The 21,985-nt window shown below is 60.2% G+C and carries 25 protein-coding genes and 2 pseudogenes; 18 read left to right on the top strand and 9 right to left on the bottom strand.

Annotation, left to right across the window (positions count from 1 at the left end):
* The 12 genes and pseudogenes from J4D52_RS28535 to recX form a co-directional block, all read left to right on the top strand.
* Positions 1-219 (top strand): annotated as a pseudogene (locus J4D52_RS28535) (phage tail protein); the annotation flags it as partial.
* A complete protein-coding gene (locus tag J4D52_RS28530) occupies positions 216-722 on the top strand; it encodes a hypothetical protein (RefSeq protein ID WP_063428673.1) in 507 nt (168 codons plus the stop codon). The pseudogene J4D52_RS28535 and the gene J4D52_RS28530, both read left to right, overlap by 4 nt.
* 375 nt (positions 723-1,097) lie before the next feature.
* Positions 1,098-2,651: a hypothetical protein gene (locus J4D52_RS28525; RefSeq protein ID WP_063428675.1), complete on the top strand. Its 1,554-nt coding sequence runs from the start codon at positions 1,098-1,100 to the stop codon at positions 2,649-2,651.
* A gap of 1 nt (position 2,652) precedes the next feature.
* Positions 2,653-3,123: a tail fiber assembly protein gene (locus tag J4D52_RS28520; RefSeq protein ID WP_269202026.1), complete on the top strand. Its 471-nt coding sequence runs from the start codon at positions 2,653-2,655 to the stop codon at positions 3,121-3,123.
* Positions 3,124-3,162: 39 nt separating this feature from the next.
* A pseudogene (locus J4D52_RS28515) lies at positions 3,163-3,300 on the top strand (glycoside hydrolase family 19 protein); the annotation flags it as partial.
* Between the two features lie 80 nt (positions 3,301-3,380).
* Entirely contained in the window at positions 3,381-4,445 is a 1,065-nt protein-coding gene (locus J4D52_RS28510; protein ID WP_081251599.1) for a phage tail protein, read from the top strand.
* A gap of 6 nt (positions 4,446-4,451) precedes the next feature.
* Positions 4,452-5,054, top strand: a complete 603-nt coding sequence (locus J4D52_RS28505) for a tail fiber assembly protein (protein WP_063428677.1) — start codon at positions 4,452-4,454, stop codon at positions 5,052-5,054.
* 21 nt (positions 5,055-5,075) lie between these two features.
* Positions 5,076-5,639 (top strand): glycoside hydrolase family 19 protein, encoded by a 564-nt coding sequence (locus J4D52_RS28500; protein WP_063428679.1) that lies wholly within the window; start codon positions 5,076-5,078, stop codon positions 5,637-5,639.
* Positions 5,621-6,157: a lysis system i-spanin subunit Rz gene (locus J4D52_RS28495; RefSeq protein WP_063428681.1), complete on the top strand. Its 537-nt coding sequence runs from the start codon at positions 5,621-5,623 to the stop codon at positions 6,155-6,157. Before J4D52_RS28500 ends, J4D52_RS28495 begins: the two co-directional genes overlap by 19 nt.
* Before the next feature lie 82 nt (positions 6,158-6,239).
* Positions 6,240-6,740 carry a CinA family protein gene (locus tag J4D52_RS28490; protein ID WP_053277681.1) on the top strand — a complete coding sequence of 167 codons (501 nt, stop codon included), beginning with the start codon at positions 6,240-6,242 and terminating at the stop codon, positions 6,738-6,740.
* Between the two features lie 83 nt (positions 6,741-6,823).
* Entirely contained in the window at positions 6,824-7,876 is a 1,053-nt protein-coding gene (gene recA / locus J4D52_RS28485; RefSeq protein ID WP_053277682.1) for a recombinase RecA, read from the top strand.
* 8 nt (positions 7,877-7,884) lie between these two features.
* Positions 7,885-8,352 carry a recombination regulator RecX gene (recX, locus tag J4D52_RS28480; RefSeq protein WP_063428683.1) on the top strand — a complete coding sequence of 156 codons (468 nt, stop codon included), beginning with the start codon at positions 7,885-7,887 and terminating at the stop codon, positions 8,350-8,352.
* Between the two features lie 45 nt (positions 8,353-8,397).
* Here recX and J4D52_RS28475 read toward each other — a convergent pair whose 3' ends face one another.
* Positions 8,398-9,513, bottom strand: coding sequence for a TIGR00730 family Rossman fold protein (locus J4D52_RS28475; protein ID WP_009047327.1), 1,116 nt, complete (start codon positions 9,511-9,513; stop codon positions 8,398-8,400).
* A 483-nt stretch (positions 9,514-9,996) separates the two neighbouring features.
* Here J4D52_RS28475 and J4D52_RS28470 point away from each other — a divergent pair, with 483 nt between their 5' ends.
* Positions 9,997-10,191 carry a hypothetical protein gene (locus J4D52_RS28470; protein ID WP_063428685.1) on the top strand — a complete coding sequence of 65 codons (195 nt, stop codon included), beginning with the start codon at positions 9,997-9,999 and terminating at the stop codon, positions 10,189-10,191.
* Between the two features lies 1 nt (position 10,192).
* Here J4D52_RS28470 and J4D52_RS28465 read toward each other — a convergent pair whose 3' ends face one another.
* On the bottom strand, positions 10,193-10,615 hold the full coding sequence (locus J4D52_RS28465; protein WP_009042441.1) for a PA3611 family quorum-sensing-regulated virulence factor: 423 nt from the start codon (positions 10,613-10,615) through the stop codon (positions 10,193-10,195).
* A gap of 189 nt (positions 10,616-10,804) precedes the next feature.
* On the opposite strand from J4D52_RS28465, the gene J4D52_RS28460 reads away from it, so the two are divergent.
* From J4D52_RS28460 to J4D52_RS28450, 3 genes are all read left to right on the top strand, one after another.
* The gene (locus J4D52_RS28460) at positions 10,805-11,515 is read left to right on the top strand and encodes a tRNA-uridine aminocarboxypropyltransferase (protein ID WP_063428686.1); all 711 of its coding nucleotides are present in this window, start codon (positions 10,805-10,807) and stop codon (positions 11,513-11,515) included.
* Between the two features lie 333 nt (positions 11,516-11,848).
* The gene (gene erdR, locus J4D52_RS28455) at positions 11,849-12,499 is read left to right on the top strand and encodes a response regulator transcription factor ErdR (RefSeq protein ID WP_009047330.1); all 651 of its coding nucleotides are present in this window, start codon (positions 11,849-11,851) and stop codon (positions 12,497-12,499) included.
* Between the two features lie 76 nt (positions 12,500-12,575).
* Positions 12,576-12,938, top strand: coding sequence for a diacylglycerol kinase (locus tag J4D52_RS28450; protein WP_025806688.1), 363 nt, complete (start codon positions 12,576-12,578; stop codon positions 12,936-12,938).
* On the opposite strand, the gene J4D52_RS28445 is transcribed toward J4D52_RS28450, so the two are convergent.
* On the bottom strand, positions 12,935-13,861 hold the full coding sequence (locus J4D52_RS28445; RefSeq protein WP_007923931.1) for a LysR family transcriptional regulator: 927 nt from the start codon (positions 13,859-13,861) through the stop codon (positions 12,935-12,937). The genes J4D52_RS28450 and J4D52_RS28445 overlap by 4 nt on opposite strands.
* A 135-nt stretch (positions 13,862-13,996) precedes the next feature.
* Here J4D52_RS28445 and fpr point away from each other — a divergent pair, with 135 nt between their 5' ends.
* On the top strand, positions 13,997-14,776 hold the full coding sequence (gene fpr / locus J4D52_RS28440; protein ID WP_007923929.1) for a ferredoxin-NADP reductase: 780 nt from the start codon (positions 13,997-13,999) through the stop codon (positions 14,774-14,776).
* A gap of 72 nt (positions 14,777-14,848) precedes the next feature.
* Here fpr and tsaA read toward each other — a convergent pair whose 3' ends face one another.
* The 6 genes from tsaA to rimO form a co-directional block, all read right to left on the bottom strand.
* On the bottom strand, positions 14,849-15,544 hold the full coding sequence (tsaA, locus tag J4D52_RS28435; protein WP_102678130.1) for a tRNA (N6-threonylcarbamoyladenosine(37)-N6)-methyltransferase TrmO: 696 nt from the start codon (positions 15,542-15,544) through the stop codon (positions 14,849-14,851).
* Between the two features lie 86 nt (positions 15,545-15,630).
* A complete protein-coding gene (locus J4D52_RS28430) occupies positions 15,631-16,401 on the bottom strand; it encodes an SDR family oxidoreductase (RefSeq protein WP_102678131.1) in 771 nt (256 codons plus the stop codon).
* Positions 16,402-16,534: 133 nt separating this feature from the next.
* Positions 16,535-16,996, bottom strand: coding sequence for a DUF1456 family protein (locus tag J4D52_RS28425; RefSeq protein WP_053277688.1), 462 nt, complete (start codon positions 16,994-16,996; stop codon positions 16,535-16,537).
* A gap of 66 nt (positions 16,997-17,062) precedes the next feature.
* Positions 17,063-17,773 (bottom strand): rRNA pseudouridine synthase, encoded by a 711-nt coding sequence (locus tag J4D52_RS28420; protein WP_025806691.1) that lies wholly within the window; start codon positions 17,771-17,773, stop codon positions 17,063-17,065.
* Between the two features lie 82 nt (positions 17,774-17,855).
* Positions 17,856-18,329, bottom strand: coding sequence for a GNAT family N-acetyltransferase (locus J4D52_RS28415; protein WP_025806692.1), 474 nt, complete (start codon positions 18,327-18,329; stop codon positions 17,856-17,858).
* A gap of 106 nt (positions 18,330-18,435) precedes the next feature.
* Entirely contained in the window at positions 18,436-19,773 is a 1,338-nt protein-coding gene (gene rimO, locus J4D52_RS28410) for a 30S ribosomal protein S12 methylthiotransferase RimO (protein ID WP_102678132.1), read from the bottom strand.
* A gap of 331 nt (positions 19,774-20,104) precedes the next feature.
* On the opposite strand from rimO, the gene J4D52_RS28405 reads away from it, so the two are divergent.
* Positions 20,105-21,985, top strand: a 1,881-nt coding sequence (locus J4D52_RS28405) for a potassium transporter Kup (RefSeq protein ID WP_207272194.1), incomplete at its 3' end; no start/stop codon positions are given.

Here is a 21,985-nt window from a genome sequence, read left to right as displayed (position 1 = left end):
ATTACCAGTGTTGCGGCGAGTTTTGAACATTCGGAACTGCGTTCCCTCTGGCAGAGCTTTCAAACTGAGCACAACTACAACGTCGCGAATGCCTCCAGTGATGAGTTGCTGCTTAGTATGGGGATTAAGCTGATCTCCCCAACGGACTATTCGACTGGTATTGCCGTCAATTTTTCCAACGCTGTAAACGTCAATCTTTCCTGGGAGCTGATCCGATGAGAATCATTCAAGAGATGCACCAGTTTGAGGACGGTCTGCGTCTTGCGCAGCCATCCGCGGCCCATGACTGGGATGGGGAAAGCTGGGTTCTGGACACGGCGAAAGCAGCTCTGCTGGAACAGCAGGAAGCCGAGCGCCTGTGTGCCAGGGTCGATGTTGCCGCTGACAGCGCACGTGCCGCTTTGGCTGGTGATCCGCTCAAGGCCGCTGAATATGCCCAGGCCGCCAGCGACGCCCAGGCTTTCAAGGAGGCCGGGTACCCAAAAAAAGAGGTGCCCCTCGCTGTCAGCGCCTGGGTGGTGAAAGGTCGTACCGCCAAGGCAGCGGCCGACCAGATTCTCGACAAGGCGGCCGAACTCAACAGCAAGCTGCTCACCCTTCGCACCCTGCGATTGCAGGCAAAAGAGCGCATCCGGGCTCAGGCCGGCAAGGGTAAGCAGGAGGCTGCGAAAGACGTCTGCGAGGCAGCGATTGAGGCCATTCGCAAAGTTGCCAGCGACTGATCTGGATCGCCGTGTTGCGTTTCAAGCAGCCGCCCAAGGCCGCTCAGCGGCCAGCGGTTCGGTGAGTTTCATTGTCGTGGCGCCTGCTCGCCATAGCGATCAGCGCGCGGCGTACTTCGTCGAAATTGCCCACAGTCTAGGTTATCCGAGCGCTTCTGTTATCGGGCTCCATGCGCCTTGCATGGGGCGCTCGATCATTTTGGCCGCTGGAAGGTGCAATTCACTTGATCCCTCAACGCCGATAGCTGTCGCCGGGCCGGCGTTTCGGTCCCAGCGTTTCGTGACAGGCACTGGCAGCGCTCTGCAATACCTGATTCAACCCAGTGCTCCGGCCCATGGGCTGGTGAACATCAATCATGACTAGAGAATAGAGCAATGGATTATCCAAAGAGCGTGCCCGGTGTCGGGCTGCTGAATGGGAAGTTTGTCGACGAAAACCCGGTGGCGGGTACCCCGGGATCATTGATTCCCGCTACCTGGGGCAATGCGGTTACCCAGGAGATCCTGAACGTCATCAAATCGGCCGGTCTGGTCCCCGACGAGGCATCGACCACTCAGTTGCTACAGGCGATCCAGAGTTTCGCTGCCCGGGATTTCAAGGACTCCGTGCGTGTTGCCACCACGGGCTCCGTTGCCTTGAGCGGTCTGCAAGCCATCGATGGCGTGCAGCTCACGGTCGCCGATCGTGTGCTGGTCAAGGACCAGACTAATGCAGCGCAGAACGGGCTTTATATCGTTTCGGCCAATTCCTGGTCACGAGCACCGGATGCGGCGCTGGATTATCAGGTGACCTCTAACTTTATTGTCGGGACGGATGAAGGGCAGGTTAACAAGTCGCGTATCTGGCAAATGACCACCACCGGGCCGATTACCGTCGGTGCCACGCCCCAGGTTTTCGAACTGATGGCGGGTGCCACCGGTGTGGCTGCCGGGGAGTATCGGAAAGTAGTGGTCAATGCACGCGGCCAGGTCACATCGGGATCGAACCCGACCACCCTGGACGGTTATGCGATTACTGACGCTTACAGCAAAACGGCGGCGAACAATGCCTTCGTCAAGCAGGGTGGGGTCGGTACCCAATTAACCAACGCTGTTTATATCGGTTGGGATGGGCAGAACGTTCTTATCCAGGTCGATGCCACCAACTTTGGCAGCCTGTGGTGTTCGAGAAATTTCGACCCTGCCAAAAAGGCCGATGTTTCCGAGGTGTACAGCAAAACAGCGGCTAATACTTTGCTGGATGCGAAGATCAGTTCCGATGCTTGTTCCATTGCCGGTTTTGCCAGCGGCAACTCGGCAGCTCCTTATATGCGCAATAAGAATAATAACGAATATGTGGGGCTGGCCAGGGCTGCGACTACTTTGGGGGGGTATGGCATTACCGACGCATATACCGCGACTCAGGTTAATTCCTTTTTAGGTGAGCGTGTTCTAAGGGATGGGATTACCTATGCCGGCTTTGCAAGTAATGACCCGAACACTCCCTACTTCAGAAGGGCTTCCGATAATGGTGTTTATGCTCTTCAACTTAAGCTCGGCTACACCCCTGTACGCCAGGGTGGAGGGAATGCTCAGGGCTCCAATCAGGTCATGTTGGGCTGGGCTACTGACGGCTCGGGTCTCAGGGCGCAAGTCGATGCTACCGATCTTGGGACTATCTGGACCGACCATATTGGTAACTGGAAGGCGGTAGCTGCGCAGGCCACGGCCGGTACGGGCGCGGTTGGCTCCTATGCGCTCCTGCTGCTTGGCGGCGGTGGCGGCACCGGGCCTAGCTCCCTTGTGGCGGGTGTGAATTGCAGGTACGCAGCTTCGGATGGCAATGACTGGGGCGGCGCACCTGCTGGCACCTGGCGAATTATGGGTGGGGTCAGAAATACAGACGGCGCCAGTTCCGACTCTACAACTCTATGCTTGAGGGTTTCTTGAGATGATGAAAGTACTAAGTGCTCATACACCTTGCTGGAATGACGTGGCGCATACAACGCTTAACCTGTATGTGACATTTGAAGATACCAAGGACTCTCTTGGCGAAATTATATTTACCGCCTCTCCAAATGACCCGGAGTCTCATGGTCGGGACTTGTTTGATCGTGCGGTGGCTTTGGAATTTGGTGATATCGCCGAGCCGGGGGTGGATATGATTAAGAGCAATGTGCTGTTACAACGCGCCGAGCTGACGGCTGTCACCAACTCCGTGATCGAGAAGTTGCAGGCTGACTTGAGTATCCTGCAGGACTCCGTGGAACTTGAAATTGCCACGGATAAGGAAATCGCAGCCTTGGCCACCAAGAAGGTCTCTCTGAGTGCCTGGAAAAAGTACCGGGTGCTGCTGTCGCGAGTGCAAGAGCAAGAGGGGTTTCCAACGGTTGTCGAGTGGCCCGAGGCTCCTGGTGAGTGAGGCCAGCTTGCAGAGGTTTGCGTTGGAGGACTTTCATCCATGCTGATTACTGAACCCGCTTTGCGCCAGATCATGCCCAACGCCCGCTCCCAAGCGGGCGTTTTTGTTTCTGCGCTTAACGTCGCCATGGCGCACCGCTATACCAACACACCCAAACGCATGGCCGCCTTTCTCGCGTAGGACGCTCATGCGTGCCAGCTCTGGTGGAGAGGAGTTGTCTGGGAAGATCAGTCATATTTGAGGCAGAAGGTTAGGTAATGGATTATCCAAATAGTGTTCCAAGTGTTGGCTTGGTAGATGGCCGATTTATCGATGAAAATGCCATTTCTGGTGCTCCAGGGTCATTGATTCCTGCAGCATGGGGCAATGGTGTAACTCAAGAGATATTGGCGGTAGTAAAAAGCGCAGGAATAGCGCCGGATGAGAACGATAACGCTCAGTTACTGAAGGCATTGCAAGTTATTGTTGGTAAAGCAAGTCCGATGCTTTCAGTAGTAAAAAATATTGCAGTTTCCAGATTGCTGGAGTCTGACGAACTGGGTTTGTTACTCGTCAATGGTGCGGCAGACGCAGTGTCGATAACGCTTCCTCCCAGTAACGCAGGTTTAGGTGTGCGTGACGTTATTGTGCGTCGCGTGGATAACAGCGGTAACCGCTTGGTAGTGCAATGTTCGGGGGCTGACAACATCAAGTTCCACACTCATTTGCGTTCTGCTGGTTATCCCTTCCTGGTGCTTATGGGGGCTGGTGACTGGTGGCACTTACGCAGTGATGGTGCTGGAGGTTGGTGGCCGGTAGGTCGGTTCGATGGCACGCCTCTGGGGCGTCCGGTCTTTGAAACGACGACCGCTTTCAGTCCCGGTGGTTATGGCGCCTTGAACGGGGCGATTCTCAGTCGGGCCGAATGGCCCTGGTTGTGGGATCACGCCAAGGTGTCGGGAATGATGTGGACCGAGGCGACGCGAGTCGGAGCAGAAGGTGGCTGGAGCAGCGGTGATGGAGTACTGACGTTTCGGGGGCCCGAAGGGCGGGGTGAGTTCCTGCGGGTTCTGGACGAAGGGCGCGGAATCGACCCGGGTCGCAATCCTGGCGTTGTCCAGCGAGACCAGAATCGGGCGCATATCCATACTCCGACTGCAGTGGCAGTGGGAGAGGGGGCTGCGAATGGAGCGGTCTTCCAGACTTCGGTCTGGTCTCTGAGGTACACGCTGCCCTACCAGTTGGTTGGGACCACGCCTGTAGGTACCGGTTTATCCAACGAAGGAGGCGCAGAGGCGCGTCCCCATAACGTTGCCTATCCTGGCCGGTTGAAACTGATCTGAGACGAAATGATGAACTACCTGATTGATGCATCGGGGGCTCTGATCGGCCCTGTGGAGTTTCCCCTTATTCCTGGCTTGGGCATTCAGTTGCCCAATAACGCGATAATCCTGGAGCAGCAGCTTGATGACCCCGCGCCTGGCCATGTATGGGCGTTTCTCGGAGGTCAGCCTCAACAGGTTGTCGACCTGCGTGGTACGGCCTACAGCGTTGGTACCGGTGAGCCCGTGGAGTGGTCCGAATTGGGTGACCTGCCCGAAGGACTCACGAAAACAGCACCGCCGGGGCAGTACTTCAATTGGCGTGAGGACTCCTGGCAGCTTGATGTAAAAGCGCAGCAGGCGGCAGCGGCGCTCGGCGCCCAAAGTGAGCGAGACAAACGACTGGGTGAGGCGGCGTTACGCATGGCTCCGCTGCAATATGCCCTTGAGCTGGGAGAGGCCTCGTCCGAGGAACAATCTGCCTTACTGGAGTGGAAGCGTTATTGCGTCGCCTTGAACCGTATCGAGCAGCAGCCGGGCTATCCCTTTGAAGTTGAGTGGCCAGTGCTCAACCTGGAGGCCCCCCGTGGCCCTCTGAAAACACTGCGTTCCTTCTTCCGTAGTAAATGAACCCAAGTCAGGGAGAGACTAATGTCTGTGACCGAGGGACAACTCCTCAAGATCATGCCCAACGCCCGCTCCCAAGCGGGCGTTTTTGTTTCTGCGCTTAACACCGCCATGGCGAACCGCTATATCAACACGCCCAAACGCATGGCTGCCTTCCTCGCACAGATCGGTCATGAGTCGGGGCAGTTGCGTTATGTGCGGGAGCTGGGCAATGACCAGTACCTGAGCAAATACGACACCGGCAGCCTGGCGGCTCGTCTGGGCAATACCCCGGAGGCCGATGGCGACGGCCAGAAATACCGTGGCCGTGGCCTGATCCAGGTCACCGGTCGCAACAACTACCGGCAATGCAGCCTCGGCCTGTTCGGCGACGAGCGTTTGCTGGCATTGCCGGAATTGCTGGAACAGCCGCAGTGGGCCGCCGAGTCGGCCGCCTGGTTCTGGCAGCAGAACGGCCTTAACGAGCTGGCCGACCGCGACCAGTTCAACAGCATCACCCGGCGGATCAACGGTGGCTTGAACGGGCTGGAGGATCGTCTGCAGCTCTGGGCGCGGGCGCGGGAGGTGTTATGCCAGCCTTCGGCCTGATGCCTCTGTCTTACCGGGCAATGGCTGTCGTCGGGCTGCTGGCCGTGGTGGCCGGCGTTGCCGGGACGCTGGCCTGGCAGGTCCAGGATTGGCGCTTTGGTCGGCAACTGGCGGAGCAGGCCAGGCTGCACGGTGAAGCGCTGAATCAGCTGAACCTGGCGGCCGCTGCCCGGCAGCGGGGCGAGCAGGACAAACGCCTGGCCCTGGAGCAACAGCTGCAAGCCAGCGATCAAACCCATTACCGAGCTCTGAGCGATGCCCAACGTGATCAAGGTCGCCTGCGCGACCGTCTTGCCACTGCTGATCTGCGCCTGTCAGTCCTCCTCGACGCCCATGACAGCGCCGCCGGCTGCACAGTGCCTGCCACCCCCGCCACCGGCGGCCTGGTTCATGGAGCCCCGCGAGCCCGACTTGACCCGGCGCATGCTCAACGAATTGTCGGCATCACCGATGCCGGCGACCGGGGACTGATTGCCCTGCAGGCGTGTCAGGCCTATGTCAGGGCGCTGGGCCGCTAAACATTTTGATCCGCTGCGTGCCTTGCAAGCGCGTATCGCTCGTGTACGGTAAGACCTCCGCCAACCCGATCAGGAGAGGACCGTGAACGAAATCACCCAGCTTGCCGCTGAACTTGGCAGACGCTTGCAGGTTCTGAATACCCACGTCACCACCGCCGAGTCCTGCACCGGTGGCGGGATTGCCGAGGCCATCACCCGCATTCCCGGGAGTTCGGCCTGGTTCGAGGCGGGTTATGTGACCTACTCCAATCGGCAGAAGACCCAGCAACTGGGGGTGCCGGAAGTGCTTTTCGCTTCCGTCGGCGCGGTCAGCCGCGAAGTGGTCGAGGCGATGGTGCGGGGCGCGCAGGGCAAAAGCAGGGCGCGCTATGCCGTGGCGGTCAGCGGTGTGGCCGGCCCGGATGGCGGCTCGCCGCAGAAGCCGGTGGGCACCGTATGGCTGGCCTGGGGCGTCGGAGAGGCGGTAACGACCGAGTGCCGACACTTTGCCGGGAATCGGGACGAAGTCCGCCGACAAACGGTGAAGGCCGCGCTAGAGGGCTTGCTGCAACATGCCGCGGCAGAAATCTCAAAACAGGGGTAGGCGATCCACGAACGCTGTGGAATAATACTGGCTACTTATACAGGTGTTGGCCGTCAGGCCTTATTGATTACGTGAGGACTTTAATGGACGACAACAAGAAGAAAGCCTTGGCTGCGGCCCTGGGTCAGATCGAACGTCAATTCGGCAAGGGTGCCGTAATGCGTATGGGCGATCACGATCGCCAGGCGATCCCGGCCATTTCCACTGGCTCTCTGGGTCTGGACATCGCACTCGGCATCGGCGGCCTGCCAAAAGGCCGTATTGTTGAAATCTACGGTCCGGAATCGTCCGGTAAAACCACCCTGACCCTGTCGGTGATTGCCCAGGCACAGAAGATGGGCGCCACCTGCGCCTTCGTCGACGCCGAGCACGCACTGGACCCGGAGTACGCCGGCAAACTGGGGGTCAACGTTGACGACCTGCTGGTTTCCCAGCCGGACACCGGCGAACAGGCGCTGGAAATCACCGACATGCTGGTGCGCTCCAATGCCATCGACGTGATCGTGATCGACTCCGTGGCGGCGCTGGTACCCAAGGCCGAGATCGAAGGCGAGATGGGCGACATGCACGTGGGCCTGCAGGCTCGCCTGATGTCCCAGGCGCTGCGCAAGATCACCGGTAACATCAAGAACGCCAACTGCCTGGTGATCTTCATCAACCAGATCCGTATGAAAATCGGCGTGATGTTCGGCAGCCCGGAAACCACCACCGGTGGTAACGCGCTGAAGTTCTACGCTTCGGTTCGTCTGGATATCCGTCGTACTGGCGCGGTGAAGGAAGGTGACGAAGTCGTCGGTAGCGAAACCCGGGTCAAGATCGTCAAGAACAAGGTGGCTCCACCCTTCCGTCAAGCTGAGTTCCAGATCCTGTACGGCAAGGGTATCTACCTGAACGGCGAGATCATCGATCTGGGCGTGCTGCACGGTTTCCTAGAGAAGTCCGGTGCCTGGTACAGCTACCAGGGCAACAAGATCGGTCAGGGCAAGGCCAACTCGGCCAAGTTCCTGCAGGACAATCCGGAAATCGGTAATGCCCTCGAGAAGCAGATTCGCGACAAGCTGCTGGCTCCGAGCGGAGATACCAAGGCTCTGCCCGTCAACGAGACCATCGATGACATGGCCGACGCGGATATCTGATCGATCCGATGACCGCCGTACTCGATACCCTCGTCGCGGTGCGGCGAACCGCAATGGACCTGCTCGCGCGACGCGAGCACGGTCGAGTCGAGCTGACGCGTAAACTGCGTCAGCGCGGCGCCTCTCCCGAGATGATCGAAACAGCCCTTGACCGTTTGACGGAAGAGGGGCTGTTATCCGAATCCCGCTACCTCGAAAGTTTCGTTTCCTATCGTGCCCGTTCCGGCTACGGCCCCATGCGTATTCGCGAAGAACTCAGCCAGCGCGGTTTGCAGCGTGCCGATATCGAACTCGCCTTGCGTGAGAGCGGTATCGACTGGCAAGCGCAACTGGAAGAGGTCTGGCGGCGCAAGTTCGCCGGGCATTTCCCCATAGATGCCAAGGAGCGTGCCAAACAAGGCCGCTTTCTGGGCTATCGGGGATATTCGATGGACATGATCGGCCGCTTGTTGAGCGGCCGAAGGGTGGACGACTGACCTGTAGGGCCCGCGAGTCGAATGCGCGGGCCGCTGATTCTCCGCTCAAGTGACCTTGATCGGCTCTCTGCTGCGTTGTGGCGTCCTGGCCTGATTCACCGCCCAGTTTTCCGGCAGGTTGATGAAGTCGATCAGTTCGCGCAGGCGACCATTGTCGCGGGCGTTGAAGGTGAACGACAGGCGTGCCAGATGGCTGAACTCCGGTTCGTTGTGTTCCTCGACATTGTAAGCATGTTGATGGAAGCGATCGCTCAGGCACAGGTCGGCGAAAGCCGTCTGCATCTGCTCGAGCGCCGGTTCGCTGAGCTTGTGATTCATGCGAATGACAAACTGATGCTTCAGCCAGCGACTGGAGTGGAAGTTGCTGTAGAACTGGTTGATTTCCTCCACCGCCTCCTCGGTGTTGTGCGCCAGGCGCATCAGCTTCATGTCGGTTGGCAGGATGTAACGGTTGTTCTCGAGCTGGTTGTGGATAAAGTCCAGCGCCCCTTGCCAGAAGGTCCCTCCCGGGACATCCAGCAGCACTACCGGTACCAGCGGGCTCTTGCCGGTCTGGATCAGGGTCAGTACTTCCAGCGCCTCATCAAGCGTGCCAAAGCCACCCGGGCATAACACCAGGGCATCGGCTTCCTTGACGAAAAACAGCTTGCGGGTAAAGAAGAAGTGGAAGGACAGCAGGTTCTCTGTGCCGTCCACCGTCGGGTTCGCATGCTGCTCGAAGGGCAGGGTGATATTGAACCCCAGGCTGTGATCGCGACCGGCACCTTCGTGGGCCGCGGCCATGATGCCGCCACCGGCGCCAGTGATGACCATCAGGTCGGAGCGGGCCAGGGCCGCGCCCAGCTCTCGCGCCAGGCCATACAGCGGATGTTCGATCGGCGTGCGCGCGGAGCCGAATACCGTCACCTTGCGTCGCCCCTTGAACTGTTCCAGTACGCGGAAAGCATGTTCCAGTTCGCGTAGGGCCTGCAGGGTGATTTTTGCGTTCCAGCGGTTGAGGTCGTCCTGGGCCATGCGCAGGACGGTGAGAATCATGTCGCGATAAAGAGGGATGTTGGGGCTGTTGGGGGCGATCAGGTTGAGTTGTTCTTCGACCTTGCTGAGGTCGATACCGTTGCTCTGAAAATGACGACTGAGGAGGTCATTCGGTTCGTAAGGCATTCAACTTCTCCTTCTGCACAGAACCTTTGACACGAACGAAGCATTCGTTGGTATCACGACACTGCATGTGTCGCTGTCAACCCGACATCGGCGGCTGATTCGCCAGGGTGGGAAAACCCTGTCGTGGCCAGCAGGCCATCCATACAGGTTCTGCTATTCCTTGATTTAGAAAGCATCTGCACTGCAAGACGCGCTTGGGCGGCCTCCGGATCCACCCAGGACAATTCAGCATGAACACTTTGAAATCTAGACCTTCATGATGATTCGCGCTGACTTGATCATGGCCCTTGAAAGTCGGGGCTGGCAATCACTTATTGACGGTGGCGCGCAGTGTTTTCACCGCCTGTCTGAACGCATGCCGATCGCTGGAGGCTCTGATTTACTAGGTTACAGCGCCAGCAAGACAGCTTGGCGTCAAAGGGCAGGATGCACAGGTCGGGGTTGTCGCGCAGGTAATGGCGAGTGGGGGCACGGAGGCTGGTCATGCACAAAGTCGTGCTGGATATAGATGCGCAGCTGTATCAACTGCTGAAGTCAGCGGCAGACGCCAATCATCTGACTCTTGAAGAAGAGTGCCGACGCCGGCTTGAAGGTGGGGAGCGCCGTTCGAGCTATTTACAGGCCCTGTTGGCGGAGCTGCGGGCCGATGATCAACAGCGGCACGCAGCAGGGAACTGAATTACTTTTTCTTCTTCGTCGGGGCCGGGCAGTCCGACTCCTGGAAGCGTGCCGAGGCGACCGGGCGGTTGGTCCGGTTCTCGGTGAATTCGTAGCGCATGATTGCGCCCTTGGCCATCAGTTTGCGGTAGTTCGGGTCACGACAAACGCTGGCACCCAGTTGCAGGTACACCGCCTTGGGGTTGGCGCGCATTTTTTCAGCGTGTTCGGCCTGGACGCTGAGGTGGTTGATCAGCTCCTTGCCTTCGACGGTATAACCTTGGTCGAGGATGTTCTCGTTGACTTCCCGGGGCGTGCCGACGTTACTTTCCTCGGCGGTTTTCTGCAGGGTCTTGTTCAGTTCGAAGTCTTGCAGCGATGCAGCCTGAGCACTGAACGGCAAGGCCAGCAGAAGGGCGGCGGTGGGAACGATAAAGCGCAACATGAAACTCTCCTGGTTCAGTGACTGATGCTTCGACCAGTCACGCGACTGTGCGTTCAGTGGCGGCGAATTATAGGGGAGCGAGGGTAGGCGGTACAGGTTTGAGCAGAGAGCTCTGATAAACTTGTGCGAATTTTCAGCTTTCCGAGTTCCTTTCGTGTCGATTCCTTCTTTCTGCCAGGGCGGCTTCTAATGAGTCACGCCGTTTCCCGCCTGCGTGCCCAACGTCTCGCGCGTGCTGTCAGACCTTTTACTGCACGGGGTTCCCGGGCGGAACGCTGTGCGGGTTGTCGGGTGATTCCCAGCCACTGCATGTGCGCCTGGCGTCCCAAGGTTTCCGCGCAATCGGCGATGTGCCTGATCATGCATGACGTCGAACCCATGAAGCCGAGCAATACCGGCTGGCTGATCGCCGATGTCATAGAGGACACCATGGCGTTCCCCTGGTCGCGAACAGAGGTCGACCCACAATTGCTGGCCTTGCTGGCCGATCCTCAGTGGCAGCCTTATGTGGTGTTCCCCGGAGAGTTCGTCGCGCCACAGCGGGTGGTGAACGAAGTCCGCCTGGAAGAGGGCAAGCGCCCGCTATTTATCCTGCTGGATGCGACCTGGAGCGAAGCGCGCAAGATGTTTCGCAAAAGCCCTTATCTTGAACACTTGCCGGTATTGAGCCTGGAGCCCGAACAGTTGTCGCGCTACAAGCTGCGGCGCTCCAAGCGCGATGATCATTTCTGTACCGCGGAGGTTGCGGCGCTGTGCCTGGAACTGGCTGCGGACCGGCAGGCCGGTGAAGTGCTGGATGCTTATCTGGATGTGTTCAGCACCCATTATCTGTCGGCCAAGTTCCAGCTTGAGATCGACCCTGACGACGAAACGCACACACGCCTCAAGCCTTTTCTGTAAGACCTGAGGCAAGGGCTGGAATTTTTTCGGCCAGAGTTGCGCCACCAGCATCCCGCTCAGCATCGAGGCACAGCCGCGCAGGGCGTGGCTTTGCATGATGGCACCCTTGTTAGTTAGCAAGCTAAGATGGCGCACAGCCCGAAGCTTGACCACCCCGGCTTCGCTGGGCATGCTTGGCGCCGATTAGGGCGCGACCTATCCTTGAAACGCCGTATTTTCGGGCTCTTGGCGTTGATCGTGCTCTTTGGGTGCAGCATTCTGGCTGACACCTGTGTTGCCTTGGCGAGGACCGAATGCATCGGTTCTCCCATAAAAAACAGGATCATTTGAAAAATGGCCACATACGAAATCCTGATTGCCGATGACCACCCCCTCTTTCGTAGCGCACTGCATCAAGCGGTGACCCTGGGCCTCGGCCCGGATGTCCGTCTGGTGGAAGTAGCGAGCATTGCCGAACTGGAAGCCCGTCTGACCGAAAAGGCCGATTGGGACCTGGTGCTGCTGGACCTGAACATGCCTGGCGCTTACGGTTTTTCCGGCCTGGTGCTGTTGCGCGGCCAGTACCCGCAGATTCCGGTGGTGATGGTGTCGGCACAGGAAGAAGCATCCGTGATGGTGCGTTCACGTGAATTTGGTGCCAGCGGTTTTATTCCCAAGTCCAGTTCTCTCGAAGTCATTCAACAGGCCGTGCGCAGCGTGCTCGACGGCGACGTCTGGTGGCCGCCGCAGGCCTTCGAACAGGTCAGCGTCTCCGCCGAGGCCAAGGCGGCCAGCGAAGGCCTGGCGAGCCTGACGCCACAACAGTTCCGCGTGCTGACCATGGTCTGCGAGGGCTTGCTGAACAAGCAGATCGCTTATGAACTGAGCGTTTCGGAAGCGACCATCAAGGCCCACGTGACGGCGATCTTCCGTAAGCTGGGGGTACGTACCCGCACTCAGGCGGCGCTGCTCCTGCAACAACTTGAGTCAATTTCCAGCCAGTAACTGGCTCTTTCTTCACGCTTTTTTGACTTTGGTTGAACTAGCTTTTCCATTCCTTATTGTTCTAGTTGCCTAATTTATGTCGCCTTTCAAAGGTCAAACCGGTCTTAAACGCATCCTCAATGCCTCGGGATACTCCCTCGATGGCCTGCGGGCTGCCTTCACTGGCGAAGCAGCGTTCCGTCAGTTGGTGCTGCTCAACGCGATTCTGATCCCCGTGTCTTTCCTGCTGAATGTCAGTCGGGTCGAGCGGGCGTTGCTGATCGCGGTCTGCCTGTTGGCATTGATTGTCGAATTGCTCAATTCGGCGGTCGAGGCGGCGATCGACCGCATCTCCCTGGATCGCCATCCACTGTCGAAAAATGCCAAGGACATGGGCAGCGCCGCGCAATTTGTGGCCTTGAGCATGATTACCGTGGTCTGGGCGGTGATCCTGATCTAAGGAATGCTCGGCAGCACGATCTCGTCGCTGCGCTGCACCCCGGCGGTAAAGGCGCGGCAGAGTTCGAGGAACTCGCGCATCGCTGACGTCTGGTACTTCTGTTTGTGCCAGATGAAGTAGAACTGCCGGGCCAGGTCCAGGTCCGGCGTCTCTACCGGTACCAGGCTGCCGCGACGGAAGGCGTCGCGCAGCGCCAGTCTGGAAATGCAGCCAATCCCCAACCCCGACTCCACCGCGCGCTTGATCGCTTCGGTGTGTTCCAGCTCGAGCCGGATATTCAGCGCGCTGCGGTGATGACGCATGGCCTGGTCGAAGGTCAGGCGCGTGCCCGAGCCCTGTTCCCGCAGAATCCAGGCCTCGTGGGTCAGTTCCTCCATGCTCGCATGGCCGCGTTTGGCTAAGGGATGCTGCGGGGCGCAGAACACCACCAGTTCATCTTCGACCCAGGTTTGCACTTCGATGTCCGGGTGGCTGCAGTCGCCTTCGATTAGACCCAGGTCAATTTCGTAGTGGGCGACCTGTTGCACGATATGCGCAGTGTTCTGCACATGGAGTTTGACCTGGCTCTCCGGGTGGACCTGCATGAAGCTGCCGATCAACAGGGTCGCCAGGTAGTTGCCGATGGTCAGGGTCGCGCCCACCGACAATGAGCCGAAACCGGATTTGCCGTTGAGCAGGTCTTCGATTTCCTTGGCCTGGTCCAGCAGCGCCACCGCCTGGGGCAGCAGCTGCTTGCCCAGAGCGTTGAGGCTCAGGCGCTTGCCGGCGCGATCGAACAACTGGCAACTGGATTGCCGTTCGAGCTCGGTGATCGACGTGCTCGCCGCGGATTGGGACAGGGCCAGCAGGCCGGCAGCACGAGAAACGCTCTCTTGCTGGGCGACGGCGACGAATACTTGCAGTTGACGGAGAGTAAATCGCATATCGATATAACCGATAACCCTTATCTTAATAATCCAGTTAACAGATATTGTCGCCGCCATTAGAATGCTGTGCAATTGCGCTCGGCTCGCTTGTCGCAGAGCAGGCGCCGACAACTTTCCAGGAGTCCCCCGTACATGAGCAACATGAACCACGAGCGTGTCCTCAGTGTTCATCACTGGAACGACACTCTGTTCAGCTTCAAGTGCACCCGCGATCCGGGCCTGCGCTTCGAGAACGGTCAGTTCGTGATGATCGGCCTGCAACAGCCCAACGGCCGCCCGCTTATGCGCGCTTACTCGATCGCCAGCCCGAACTGGGAAGAGCATCTCGAGTTCTTCAGCATCAAGGTTCCCGATGGTCCGCTGACTTCCCAGCTGCAGCATTTGAAGGAAGGCGACGAGATCATCATCAGCAAAAAGCCTACCGGTACCCTGGTACTGGATGACTTGAAGCCTGGCAAACATCTGTACCTGCTCAGCACCGGCACCGGCCTGGCGCCGTTCATGAGCGTCATCCAGGATCCGGAAACCTACGAGCGTTTTGAAAAGGTGATCCTGTGCCACGGCGTGCGTTACGTCAACGAAGTCGCCTACCGCGAGTTCATCACCGAGCACCTGCCACAGAACGAGTTCTTCGGCGAAGCGCTGCGTGAAAAACTGATCTACTACCCGACCGTGACCCGCGAGCCGTTCGAGAACGAAGGCCGCCTGACCGACCTGATGCGCAGCGGCAAGCTGTTCAGCGACATCGGCCTGCCGCCGATCAACCCGCAGGACGACCGCGCCATGCTGTGCGGCAGCCCGAGCATGCTCGACGAGACCAGCGAAGTGCTCAACAGCTTCGGCCTGACCGTTTCGCCACGTATGCGCGAGCCGGGTGACTACCTGATCGAGCGCGCCTTCGTCGAGAAGTAAGCGACTCGCAGTACAGAAAAAGCCCGCGTTGCCTGAGAAGGCTGCGCGGGCTTTTTCGTTTCCGGCTGCCGGTCAGCGCGCGGGGACCACTTCCAGGACCTGGATCAGGCCCGGTTGCGGGTAATGCCAGCGCACGTCCAGGTCCCAGAATTGCGCGCCGTATTCACGCTCCGGGGTGGGCGTCTGGTAGGCCGGGCGCGGGTCCTGGGCCAGGCACTGTTCGATCAGCTCCACCAGCGGCTCCTGCAGGCGTTGAGCGTGCGCATGGGCCTGTTGCAGGGCGTTGTCGCTCCACCGCACCGGGATCAGCTCCGGCGCCGCGCTGGCGATTCTGTTGCTCGCGCTGTCGATGATGTCGGCATAGGGCACGTAGGGCTTGATATCGAGAATCGGCGTGCCGTCCAGCAGATCGATGCCGGAGATCCACAGGCGATTGGCTTCGACCTTGTCCAGCTTGACCACCGACTGGCCGATGCCGTTGGGGCGGTGAGTGGCGCGGGTAGCGAATACGCCCATGGACTTGTTGCCGCCCAGGCGCGGCGGGCGGACCTTGAGCCGCGGTTTGTCTTCCAGCGCCTGGTGAAACAGGAACAACAGCCAGACGTGGCTGACCTGTTCCAGGCCCTGCACCGCGTCGCCCTGATCGAAAGGCGCCACCAGCTCCAGCACGCCTCGGGCCGCCGGGGCCAGTTGCGGCTGGCGCGGGATGGCGAACTTTTCCTTGAAGCAGGAGCGTACGAAGCCGATGGGGGAAACGCTGTAGGTCATGGTCTGGGGTCGAGACGGGGTAGGGGCCGCCATGATAACCCGCGTTGACCTGTAGCCGCTGCCGCAGGCTGCGGCTATAGGTGGAGTCAGAGGCTGAACCCACCATCCAGCGGAATGATATTCCCGGTCATATAGGCCCCGGCGGTGCTCGCCAGGCTGATGGCCAGGGCGGCCATCTCTTCCTCGCGGCCCCAGCGTTTCATCGGGATCAGCGCCGTATCCTCGGCCAGGGCCTGCTCGTCGTTGCCGATATGCTGGGTCATCTTGCTCGGAAAGCGCCCGGGGGCGATCACGTTGACGTTGATGTGCTGGCTGACCAGTTCGCGGGCGAGGATCCGCGACAGCTGGTGCAGCGCAGCCTTGCTCGGGCCATAAGCGTAAGCCTGTTCGCCAAAGGAGGAGATCCCGGCCACCGAGCCGATATTGATGATGCGCGCCGGGTTGGCCGCGGAGCCCGCTTTGCGCAATAGCGGCAGGAATTGCTGGATGCAGCTGAACACCGAGGTCACGTTCAATTGCATGACCTTTTCCCAGCCCTTGACCGGGTAGCTTTCCAGCGGCGCGCCCCAGGTGGTGCCGGCGTTGTTCACCAGGATATCCAGTTGATCGACCTGGGCTTCGAGGCGGGAGGCGAGTTGCTGGATGCCTTCTTCGCTCGCCAGGTTGGCGGGCAGGGCGTGGCAACTGCCCAGGGCCCCGAGCTCCGTCGCGGTCTGCTGGCAGGCCTCGGCATCGCGGGCGCAGACATAGACAGTGGCGCCGGCCTCGACAAAGGCCTTGGCGATCATCTTGCCGATGCCGCGGGTGCCGCCGGTCACCAGGGCGGTACGGCCTTGCAGGGAAAAGTAGGGATGCATGGCGAATCCTGAGGGCTGAGGGTCAGTGCATACCCTAGTCGTCAGTCGCGGTGAGCGGAGCCATTATTGTGCGGGGGAATGAAGGATCATGCATGGCGGTGGCCGAGGGTGGCCACCGCCGATCGAGGGGCAATCAGCCGCGAATGCGCAGGGTCAGGCCCTTGAGGAAGTTGCGCAGCAACTGGTCGCCGCAGGGGCGGTAGTTGGTGTGGCCGAACTTGCGGAACAGCGCGCTCAGCTCGGGCTTGGACACTGGGAAGTCGGCGGCCTTGAGGATGGCGTGCATGTCGTCCTCCTTCAGCTCGAAGGCGACCCGCAGCTTCTTCAGGATGATGTTGTTGGTCACCGGCAGTTCGATCGGCAGCGGCGGACGGCTTTCGTCCTTGCCACGCTTGAAGATCACCAGACCGTCGAGGAAGTGCGCCATGACCTCGTCCGGGCAGTGCACGAAACCTTCTTCCTCGTCCTTTTTCAGGTAGCCGACGATGTCGTCCAGGCTCACTTCAAAGCCGGTGAGCTTGATGATCTCGACGACCTTCTTGTCGCTGATGTCGAGCATGTAGCGCACGCTGCGCAGTACATCGTTATGAATCATGTCTACAGTCCTGGTCTGTTCACGTTGAGCGCCGCAGGCAAGCGCGGCGTCTGAATGGGTGTCGGCCTAGAATTTCTCTTTGGCGGACAGGTAGCGCCATTGCCCGACCGGCACCTTGCCGATGGAAACCCCACCGATACGGATGCGGCGAATGGCGACCACCTTCAGGCCTACCGCTTCGCAGAGCTGGGCGATCACGCCCGGTTGCGGGTTCTTCATGGCGAAGCGCAGGCGGTTTTCGTTCTGCCAGCTGGCCTTGACCGGCGGCAGTTCCCGACCTTTGTAAGTCAGGCCGTGGTTCAGGCGGTTGAGGCCGTGGGCGACCATCTCGCCTTCCACCTCGACCACGTATTCCTGCTCGATCTTGGCCGCATCGGCGGTCAGCTTGCGCAGGATCTTCCAGTCCTGGGTGAACACCAGCAGGCCGCTGGCGTTGGCTTGCAGGTCGGCGCTGGCGGTCAGGCGCAGGAAATGGCCCTTGAGCGGTCGTTTGCCGAAGCGGTGTTCCTCGGACAGGCTGGCGGCGCTCAGCGACTGCATGGCGCTGTCGACGTCCTGGCCGGCCGGCACGTTCAACAGCAGGGTCACTGGCTCAGGCGCGGTGGCCTTGGCCTGCGGGTCGAGCTCGACTTTCTGGGTGTCGACCTTGAACTGCGGCTCGTCGATGACCTCGCCATCCACGGTGACCCAGCCGCCCTCGATGAACAGCTCAGCCTCCCGGCGGGAGCAGCCGACGAGTTCGATGAGGCGTTTGGAGAGACGAATCGGGTCAGTCATGACAGGGGCCGTAACAAAAGGGGGCAGGCATTGTACCTGCCCGGCGCCGGTTAATCGCGGGTCCATTTGCCCGCTGTGGCTTTTAGCCGCGCACTGCCTGCTGCTGGGGCTGTTTCAAACGCATGTGCAGCAGCGGGTAGGGCTGGCCCATGCCGTCGTGCTCGGAGCGGCCGATGATCTCGAAGCCCTGCTTGAAGTAGAAGCCCAGGGCCTGCGGGTTCTGCTCATTGACGTCCAGCTCGTCGGCGTTCAGGTGTTCGATGGCGTACCTGAGCAATTGCTTGCCCAGGCCCTGGCCGCGATGGTCGGGATCGATGAAAAGCATCTCGATCTTGCCGGCGGCGACCCCGGCGAAGCCGGTGATGTGCTGGCGCTGGTCCCGGGTGCAGATCAGCATCACCGCATCCAGATAGCGGTTCAGCACCAGGTTTCTCAGCAGTTCGATGTAGCTGTCCGGCAGGAAGTCGTGGGTGGCGCGCACCGAGGCCTCCCAGACCCGGGTCAGTTCCGGGTAGTCGCTGTGTTTCGGGGTATGGATGACCGAATGATGGCGCATGCCGCCTGCTCCTGTGTGGTGACGCATCCGTGGTCCTGAGCAAACGATAGACGTAAAAAAGCCCCGCATCTCGCGAAGAGAGCGGGGCTTTGCGGTTTTTTACGCCTTACAGGACTTCGGCCCACAGGTCGTATTCGTCGGCGTCGGTGACCCGGCACCAGACCTTGTCGCCTGGTTTGAGGTCGCCGGCACCGTCGATGAACACGTTACCGTCGATTTCCGGGGCGTCGAAGAAGCAGCGGCCCACGGCGCCCTGTTCGTCGACTTCATCGATCAGCACTTCGATTTCCTTACCGATACGCTGTTGCAGGCGCGCCGAGCTGATTGCCTGCTGGTGCGCCATGAAGCGCTCCCAACGGTCCTGCTTGACCTCGTCCGGGACCACTTCCAGGTCCAGGTCGTTGGCTGGCGCGCCTTCCACCGGCGAGTACTGGAAGCAGCCGACGCGGTCGAGCTGGGCTTCGGTCAGCCAGTCGAGCAGGTACTGGAAGTCTTCTTCGGTTTCGCCGGGGAAGCCGACAATGAAGGTCGAGCGGATGATCAGCTCGGGGCAGATCTGGCGCCAGTTCTTGACCCGGGCCAGGGTCTTGTCTTCGAAGGCCGGGCGCTTCATGGCCTTGAGCACTTTCGGGCTGGCGTGCTGGAACGGGATGTCCAGGTACGGCAGAATCTTGCCGGCGGCCATCAGTGGGATCAGCTCGTCGACGTGCGGGTACGGGTAGACGTAGTGCAGACGGACCCAGACACCCAGGGTGCTGAGGGCTTCGCACAGCTCGGTCATGCGGGTTTTCACCGGCGCGCCGTTCCAGAAACCGGTGCGGTACTTGACGTCGACGCCGTAGGCGCTGGTGTCCTGGGAGATCACCAGCAGTTCCTTGACCCCGGACTTGACCAGGCGCTGGGCCTCGTCCAGCACATCGCCCACCGGGCGGCTGACCAGCTTGCCGCGCATCGACGGGATGATGCAGAAGCTGCAGCTGTGGTTGCAGCCTTCGGAAATCTTCAGGTACGCGTAGTGGCGCGGAGTCAGCTTGATGCCTTGTGGCGGTACCAGGTCGATCAGCGGGTTGTGGTCCTGTTTCGGCGGCACCACTTCGTGCACCGCGCTGACCACTTGCTCGTACTGCTGCGGACCGGTCACTGCCAGCACGCTCGGGTGCACGTCGCGGATATTGCCTTCTTCCACGCCCATGCAGCCGGTGACGATGACCTTGCCGTTTTCCTTGATGGCTTCACCGATCACTTCCAGGGATTCGGCCTTGGCCGAGTCGATGAAACCGCAGGTGTTGACCACCACGACGTCGGCGTCCTGGTAGGTGGACACCACGTCATAACCTTCCATACGCAGTTGCGTGAGGATGCGCTCGGAATCGACCAGCGCTTTCGGGCAACCCAGGGAAACGAAGCCGACCTTGGGGTTGGCTGGCGCGGTAGGGGTGGACATGTCTAACCTCGGTATAGGTGTCGGGTCGCTCGGCGATTTGGATAAAACCGCTGGCGACGAACGGGCGCTAGGGGCGCCTCTGATCAAAAAGTGCGCAATTCTAGCGATGGCTGGCGCACTTGACCAGCTTTATGCAGGGAAATACGACGAGTGCTGCGCTATGCTTCGCGCCGTTGCGCCCAGGTGAATTCTTATAGTCAACAGAACGTCTGTAACTGTAAGTAAAAGGGCGCATGCTGCATTGGCATTCACGAGAGTCTTGCAAGCTTAGCGTTGTCTTGAATGTCATGCCTTTTATAAGAAGCCCCGATCTGGGTAGTAGGAGTGGTGGATGGGTCAGGCAAGTAGTCAGGCGGTGGGCGGCGAGCATTCCAGGGCCAGGCCCCTGGGGATGTTGGTGGCGGCGGTCGGGGTGGTTTATGGCGACATCGGGACCAGTCCGCTTTATACCTTGAAGGAGGTATTCGCGGGGCATTACGGGGTTCCGGTCAACCACGACGGTGTATTCGGCATTCTTGCATTGATCTTCTGGTCTCTGATCTGGGTGGTCTCGATCAAATACGTGTTGTTCATCCTGCGGGCCGACAACCAGGGCGAGGGCGGCATCATGGCCTTGACCGCCCTGGCCCGGCGGGCATCGACGCCCTATCCGAGGCTGCGGATGGTCCTGGTCATCCTGGGCCTGATCGGCGCGGCCTTGTTCTATGGCGACAGCATGATCACCCCGGCGATTTCCGTACTGTCGGCGGTAGAGGGGCTGGAGATCGCCTTCGACGGGCTCGAGCACTGGGTCGTGCCGCTGGCGCTGATCGTGCTGGTGGCGCTGTTTCTGATCCAGAAACACGGTACCGATCGCATCGGCAAGCTGTTCGGGCCGGTGATGGTCCTGTGGTTCGTGACCCTGGGCGGGCTGGGGATCTACGGCATCGCCCAGCATCCGGAAGTGCTGCAAGCGCTGAACCCGGTCTGGGGCGTGCGGTTCTTCATCGTGCATCCGGGCATGGGCGTGGCCATCCTGGGTGCCGTGGTGCTGGCGTTGACCGGTGCCGAGGCGCTGTACGCCGACATGGGCCACTTCGGTCGCAAGCCGATCGCCCGCGCCTGGTTCGCCCTGGTGCTGCCGGCGCTGGTGCTTAACTATTTCGGCCAGGGCGCCTTGCTCCTGGAAAACCCGGAAGCGGCGCGTAACCCGTTCTATCTGCTGGCACCGAGCTGGGCCCTGATCCCGCTGGTGGTGCTGGCCACACTGGCCACCGTGATCGCCTCCCAGGCGGTGATCTCCGGCGCGTTCTCCCTGACTCGCCAGGCGATCCAGCTGGGTTATATCCCGCGCATGTACATCCAGCACACCTCCAGCGCGGAGCAGGGGCAGATCTACATTGGCGCGGTGAACTGGGCGCTGATGGTCGGGGTGATCCTCCTGGTGCTGGGCTTCGAGTCTTCCGGCGCACTGGCTTCGGCCTACGGCGTGGCGGTGACCGGGACCATGCTGATCACCAGCATCCTGGTGTCGGCGGTGATGCTGTTGCTGTGGAAGTGGTCGCCGGTGCTGACGGTGCCGATCCTGGTGGGCTTCCTGCTGGTGGACGGGCTGTTCTTCGCCGCCAACGTGCCGAAAATCTTCCAGGGCGGTGCTTTCCCGGTATTGGCGGGGATTGTGCTGTTCGCCCTGATGACCACCTGGAAGCGCGGCAAGGAACTGTTGATGGAGCGCCTCGGCGAGGGCGCGTTGCCGCTGCCGATCTTTATCAACAGCATCCGTGTGCAGCCGCCGCATCGGGTCCAGGGCACCGCGGTGTTCCTCACCGCGCGTTCCGACGCCGTGCCCCATGCGCTGTTGCACAACCTGTTGCATAACCAGGTGCTGCACGAGCAAGTGGTGTTGCTGACCGTGGTCTATGAAGACATCCCACGGGTGCCGACGCAACGGCGCTTCGAGGTGGATTCCTATGGCGAAGGTTTCTTCCGGGTGATCCTGCACTTCGGTTTCACCGACGAGCCGGACGTACCCGAAGCGCTGAAGCTGTGCCACCTGGACGAGCTGGACTTCAGCCCGATGCGCACCACCTACTTCCTCAGCCGCGAGACGGTCATCACCTCCAAGATCGTCGGCATGGCGCGTTGGCGCGAGACGCTGTTCGCCTTCATGCTCAAGAACGCCAACGGCAACCTGCGCTTCTTCAAGCTGCCGGTGAACCGGGTGATCGAACTG

This window comes from Pseudomonas sp. GW460-12-10-14-TSB1, assembly GCF_017349775.1.
GTDB classification, from domain to species: domain Bacteria; phylum Pseudomonadota; class Gammaproteobacteria; order Pseudomonadales; family Pseudomonadaceae; genus Aquipseudomonas; species Aquipseudomonas piscium.
The sequence above is the reverse complement of the archived record's forward strand: the minus strand, read 5'-3'. Positions and strand labels throughout refer to the sequence as shown.

What these genes read in the sequence shown, in the direction of transcription:
- J4D52_RS28530 (WP_063428673.1), top strand. Translation starts at nt 216, where the DNA reads ATGAGAATCATTCAAGAGATGCACCAGTTTGAGGACGGTCTGCGTCTT.
- J4D52_RS28525 (WP_063428675.1), top strand. Translation starts at nt 1,098, where the DNA reads ATGGATTATCCAAAGAGCGTGCCCGGTGTCGGGCTGCTGAATGGGAAG.
- J4D52_RS28520 (WP_269202026.1), top strand. Translation starts at nt 2,653, where the DNA reads ATGATGAAAGTACTAAGTGCTCATACACCTTGCTGGAATGACGTGGCG.
- J4D52_RS28510 (WP_081251599.1), top strand. Translation starts at nt 3,381, where the DNA reads ATGGATTATCCAAATAGTGTTCCAAGTGTTGGCTTGGTAGATGGCCGA.
- J4D52_RS28505 (WP_063428677.1), top strand. Translation starts at nt 4,452, where the DNA reads ATGATGAACTACCTGATTGATGCATCGGGGGCTCTGATCGGCCCTGTG.
- J4D52_RS28500 (WP_063428679.1), top strand. Translation starts at nt 5,076, where the DNA reads ATGTCTGTGACCGAGGGACAACTCCTCAAGATCATGCCCAACGCCCGC.
- J4D52_RS28495 (WP_063428681.1), top strand. Translation starts at nt 5,621, where the DNA reads ATGCCAGCCTTCGGCCTGATGCCTCTGTCTTACCGGGCAATGGCTGTC.
- recA (WP_053277682.1), top strand. Translation starts at nt 6,824, where the DNA reads ATGGACGACAACAAGAAGAAAGCCTTGGCTGCGGCCCTGGGTCAGATC.
- recX (WP_063428683.1), top strand. Translation starts at nt 7,885, where the DNA reads ATGACCGCCGTACTCGATACCCTCGTCGCGGTGCGGCGAACCGCAATG.
- J4D52_RS28475 (WP_009047327.1), bottom strand. Translation starts at nt 9,513, where the DNA reads ATGCCTTACGAACCGAATGACCTCCTCAGTCGTCATTTTCAGAGCAAC.
- J4D52_RS28470 (WP_063428685.1), top strand. Translation starts at nt 9,997, where the DNA reads ATGCACAAAGTCGTGCTGGATATAGATGCGCAGCTGTATCAACTGCTG.
- J4D52_RS28465 (WP_009042441.1), bottom strand. Translation starts at nt 10,615, where the DNA reads ATGTTGCGCTTTATCGTTCCCACCGCCGCCCTTCTGCTGGCCTTGCCG.
- J4D52_RS28460 (WP_063428686.1), top strand. Translation starts at nt 10,805, where the DNA reads ATGAGTCACGCCGTTTCCCGCCTGCGTGCCCAACGTCTCGCGCGTGCT.
- erdR (WP_009047330.1), top strand. Translation starts at nt 11,849, where the DNA reads ATGGCCACATACGAAATCCTGATTGCCGATGACCACCCCCTCTTTCGT.
- J4D52_RS28450 (WP_025806688.1), top strand. Translation starts at nt 12,576, where the DNA reads ATGTCGCCTTTCAAAGGTCAAACCGGTCTTAAACGCATCCTCAATGCC.
- J4D52_RS28445 (WP_007923931.1), bottom strand. Translation starts at nt 13,861, where the DNA reads ATGCGATTTACTCTCCGTCAACTGCAAGTATTCGTCGCCGTCGCCCAG.
- fpr (WP_007923929.1), top strand. Translation starts at nt 13,997, where the DNA reads ATGAGCAACATGAACCACGAGCGTGTCCTCAGTGTTCATCACTGGAAC.
- tsaA (WP_102678130.1), bottom strand. Translation starts at nt 15,544, where the DNA reads ATGACCTACAGCGTTTCCCCCATCGGCTTCGTACGCTCCTGCTTCAAG.
- J4D52_RS28430 (WP_102678131.1), bottom strand. Translation starts at nt 16,401, where the DNA reads ATGCATCCCTACTTTTCCCTGCAAGGCCGTACCGCCCTGGTGACCGGC.
- J4D52_RS28425 (WP_053277688.1), bottom strand. Translation starts at nt 16,996, where the DNA reads ATGATTCATAACGATGTACTGCGCAGCGTGCGCTACATGCTCGACATC.
- J4D52_RS28420 (WP_025806691.1), bottom strand. Translation starts at nt 17,773, where the DNA reads ATGACTGACCCGATTCGTCTCTCCAAACGCCTCATCGAACTCGTCGGC.
- J4D52_RS28415 (WP_025806692.1), bottom strand. Translation starts at nt 18,329, where the DNA reads ATGCGCCATCATTCGGTCATCCATACCCCGAAACACAGCGACTACCCG.
- rimO (WP_102678132.1), bottom strand. Translation starts at nt 19,773, where the DNA reads ATGTCCACCCCTACCGCGCCAGCCAACCCCAAGGTCGGCTTCGTTTCC.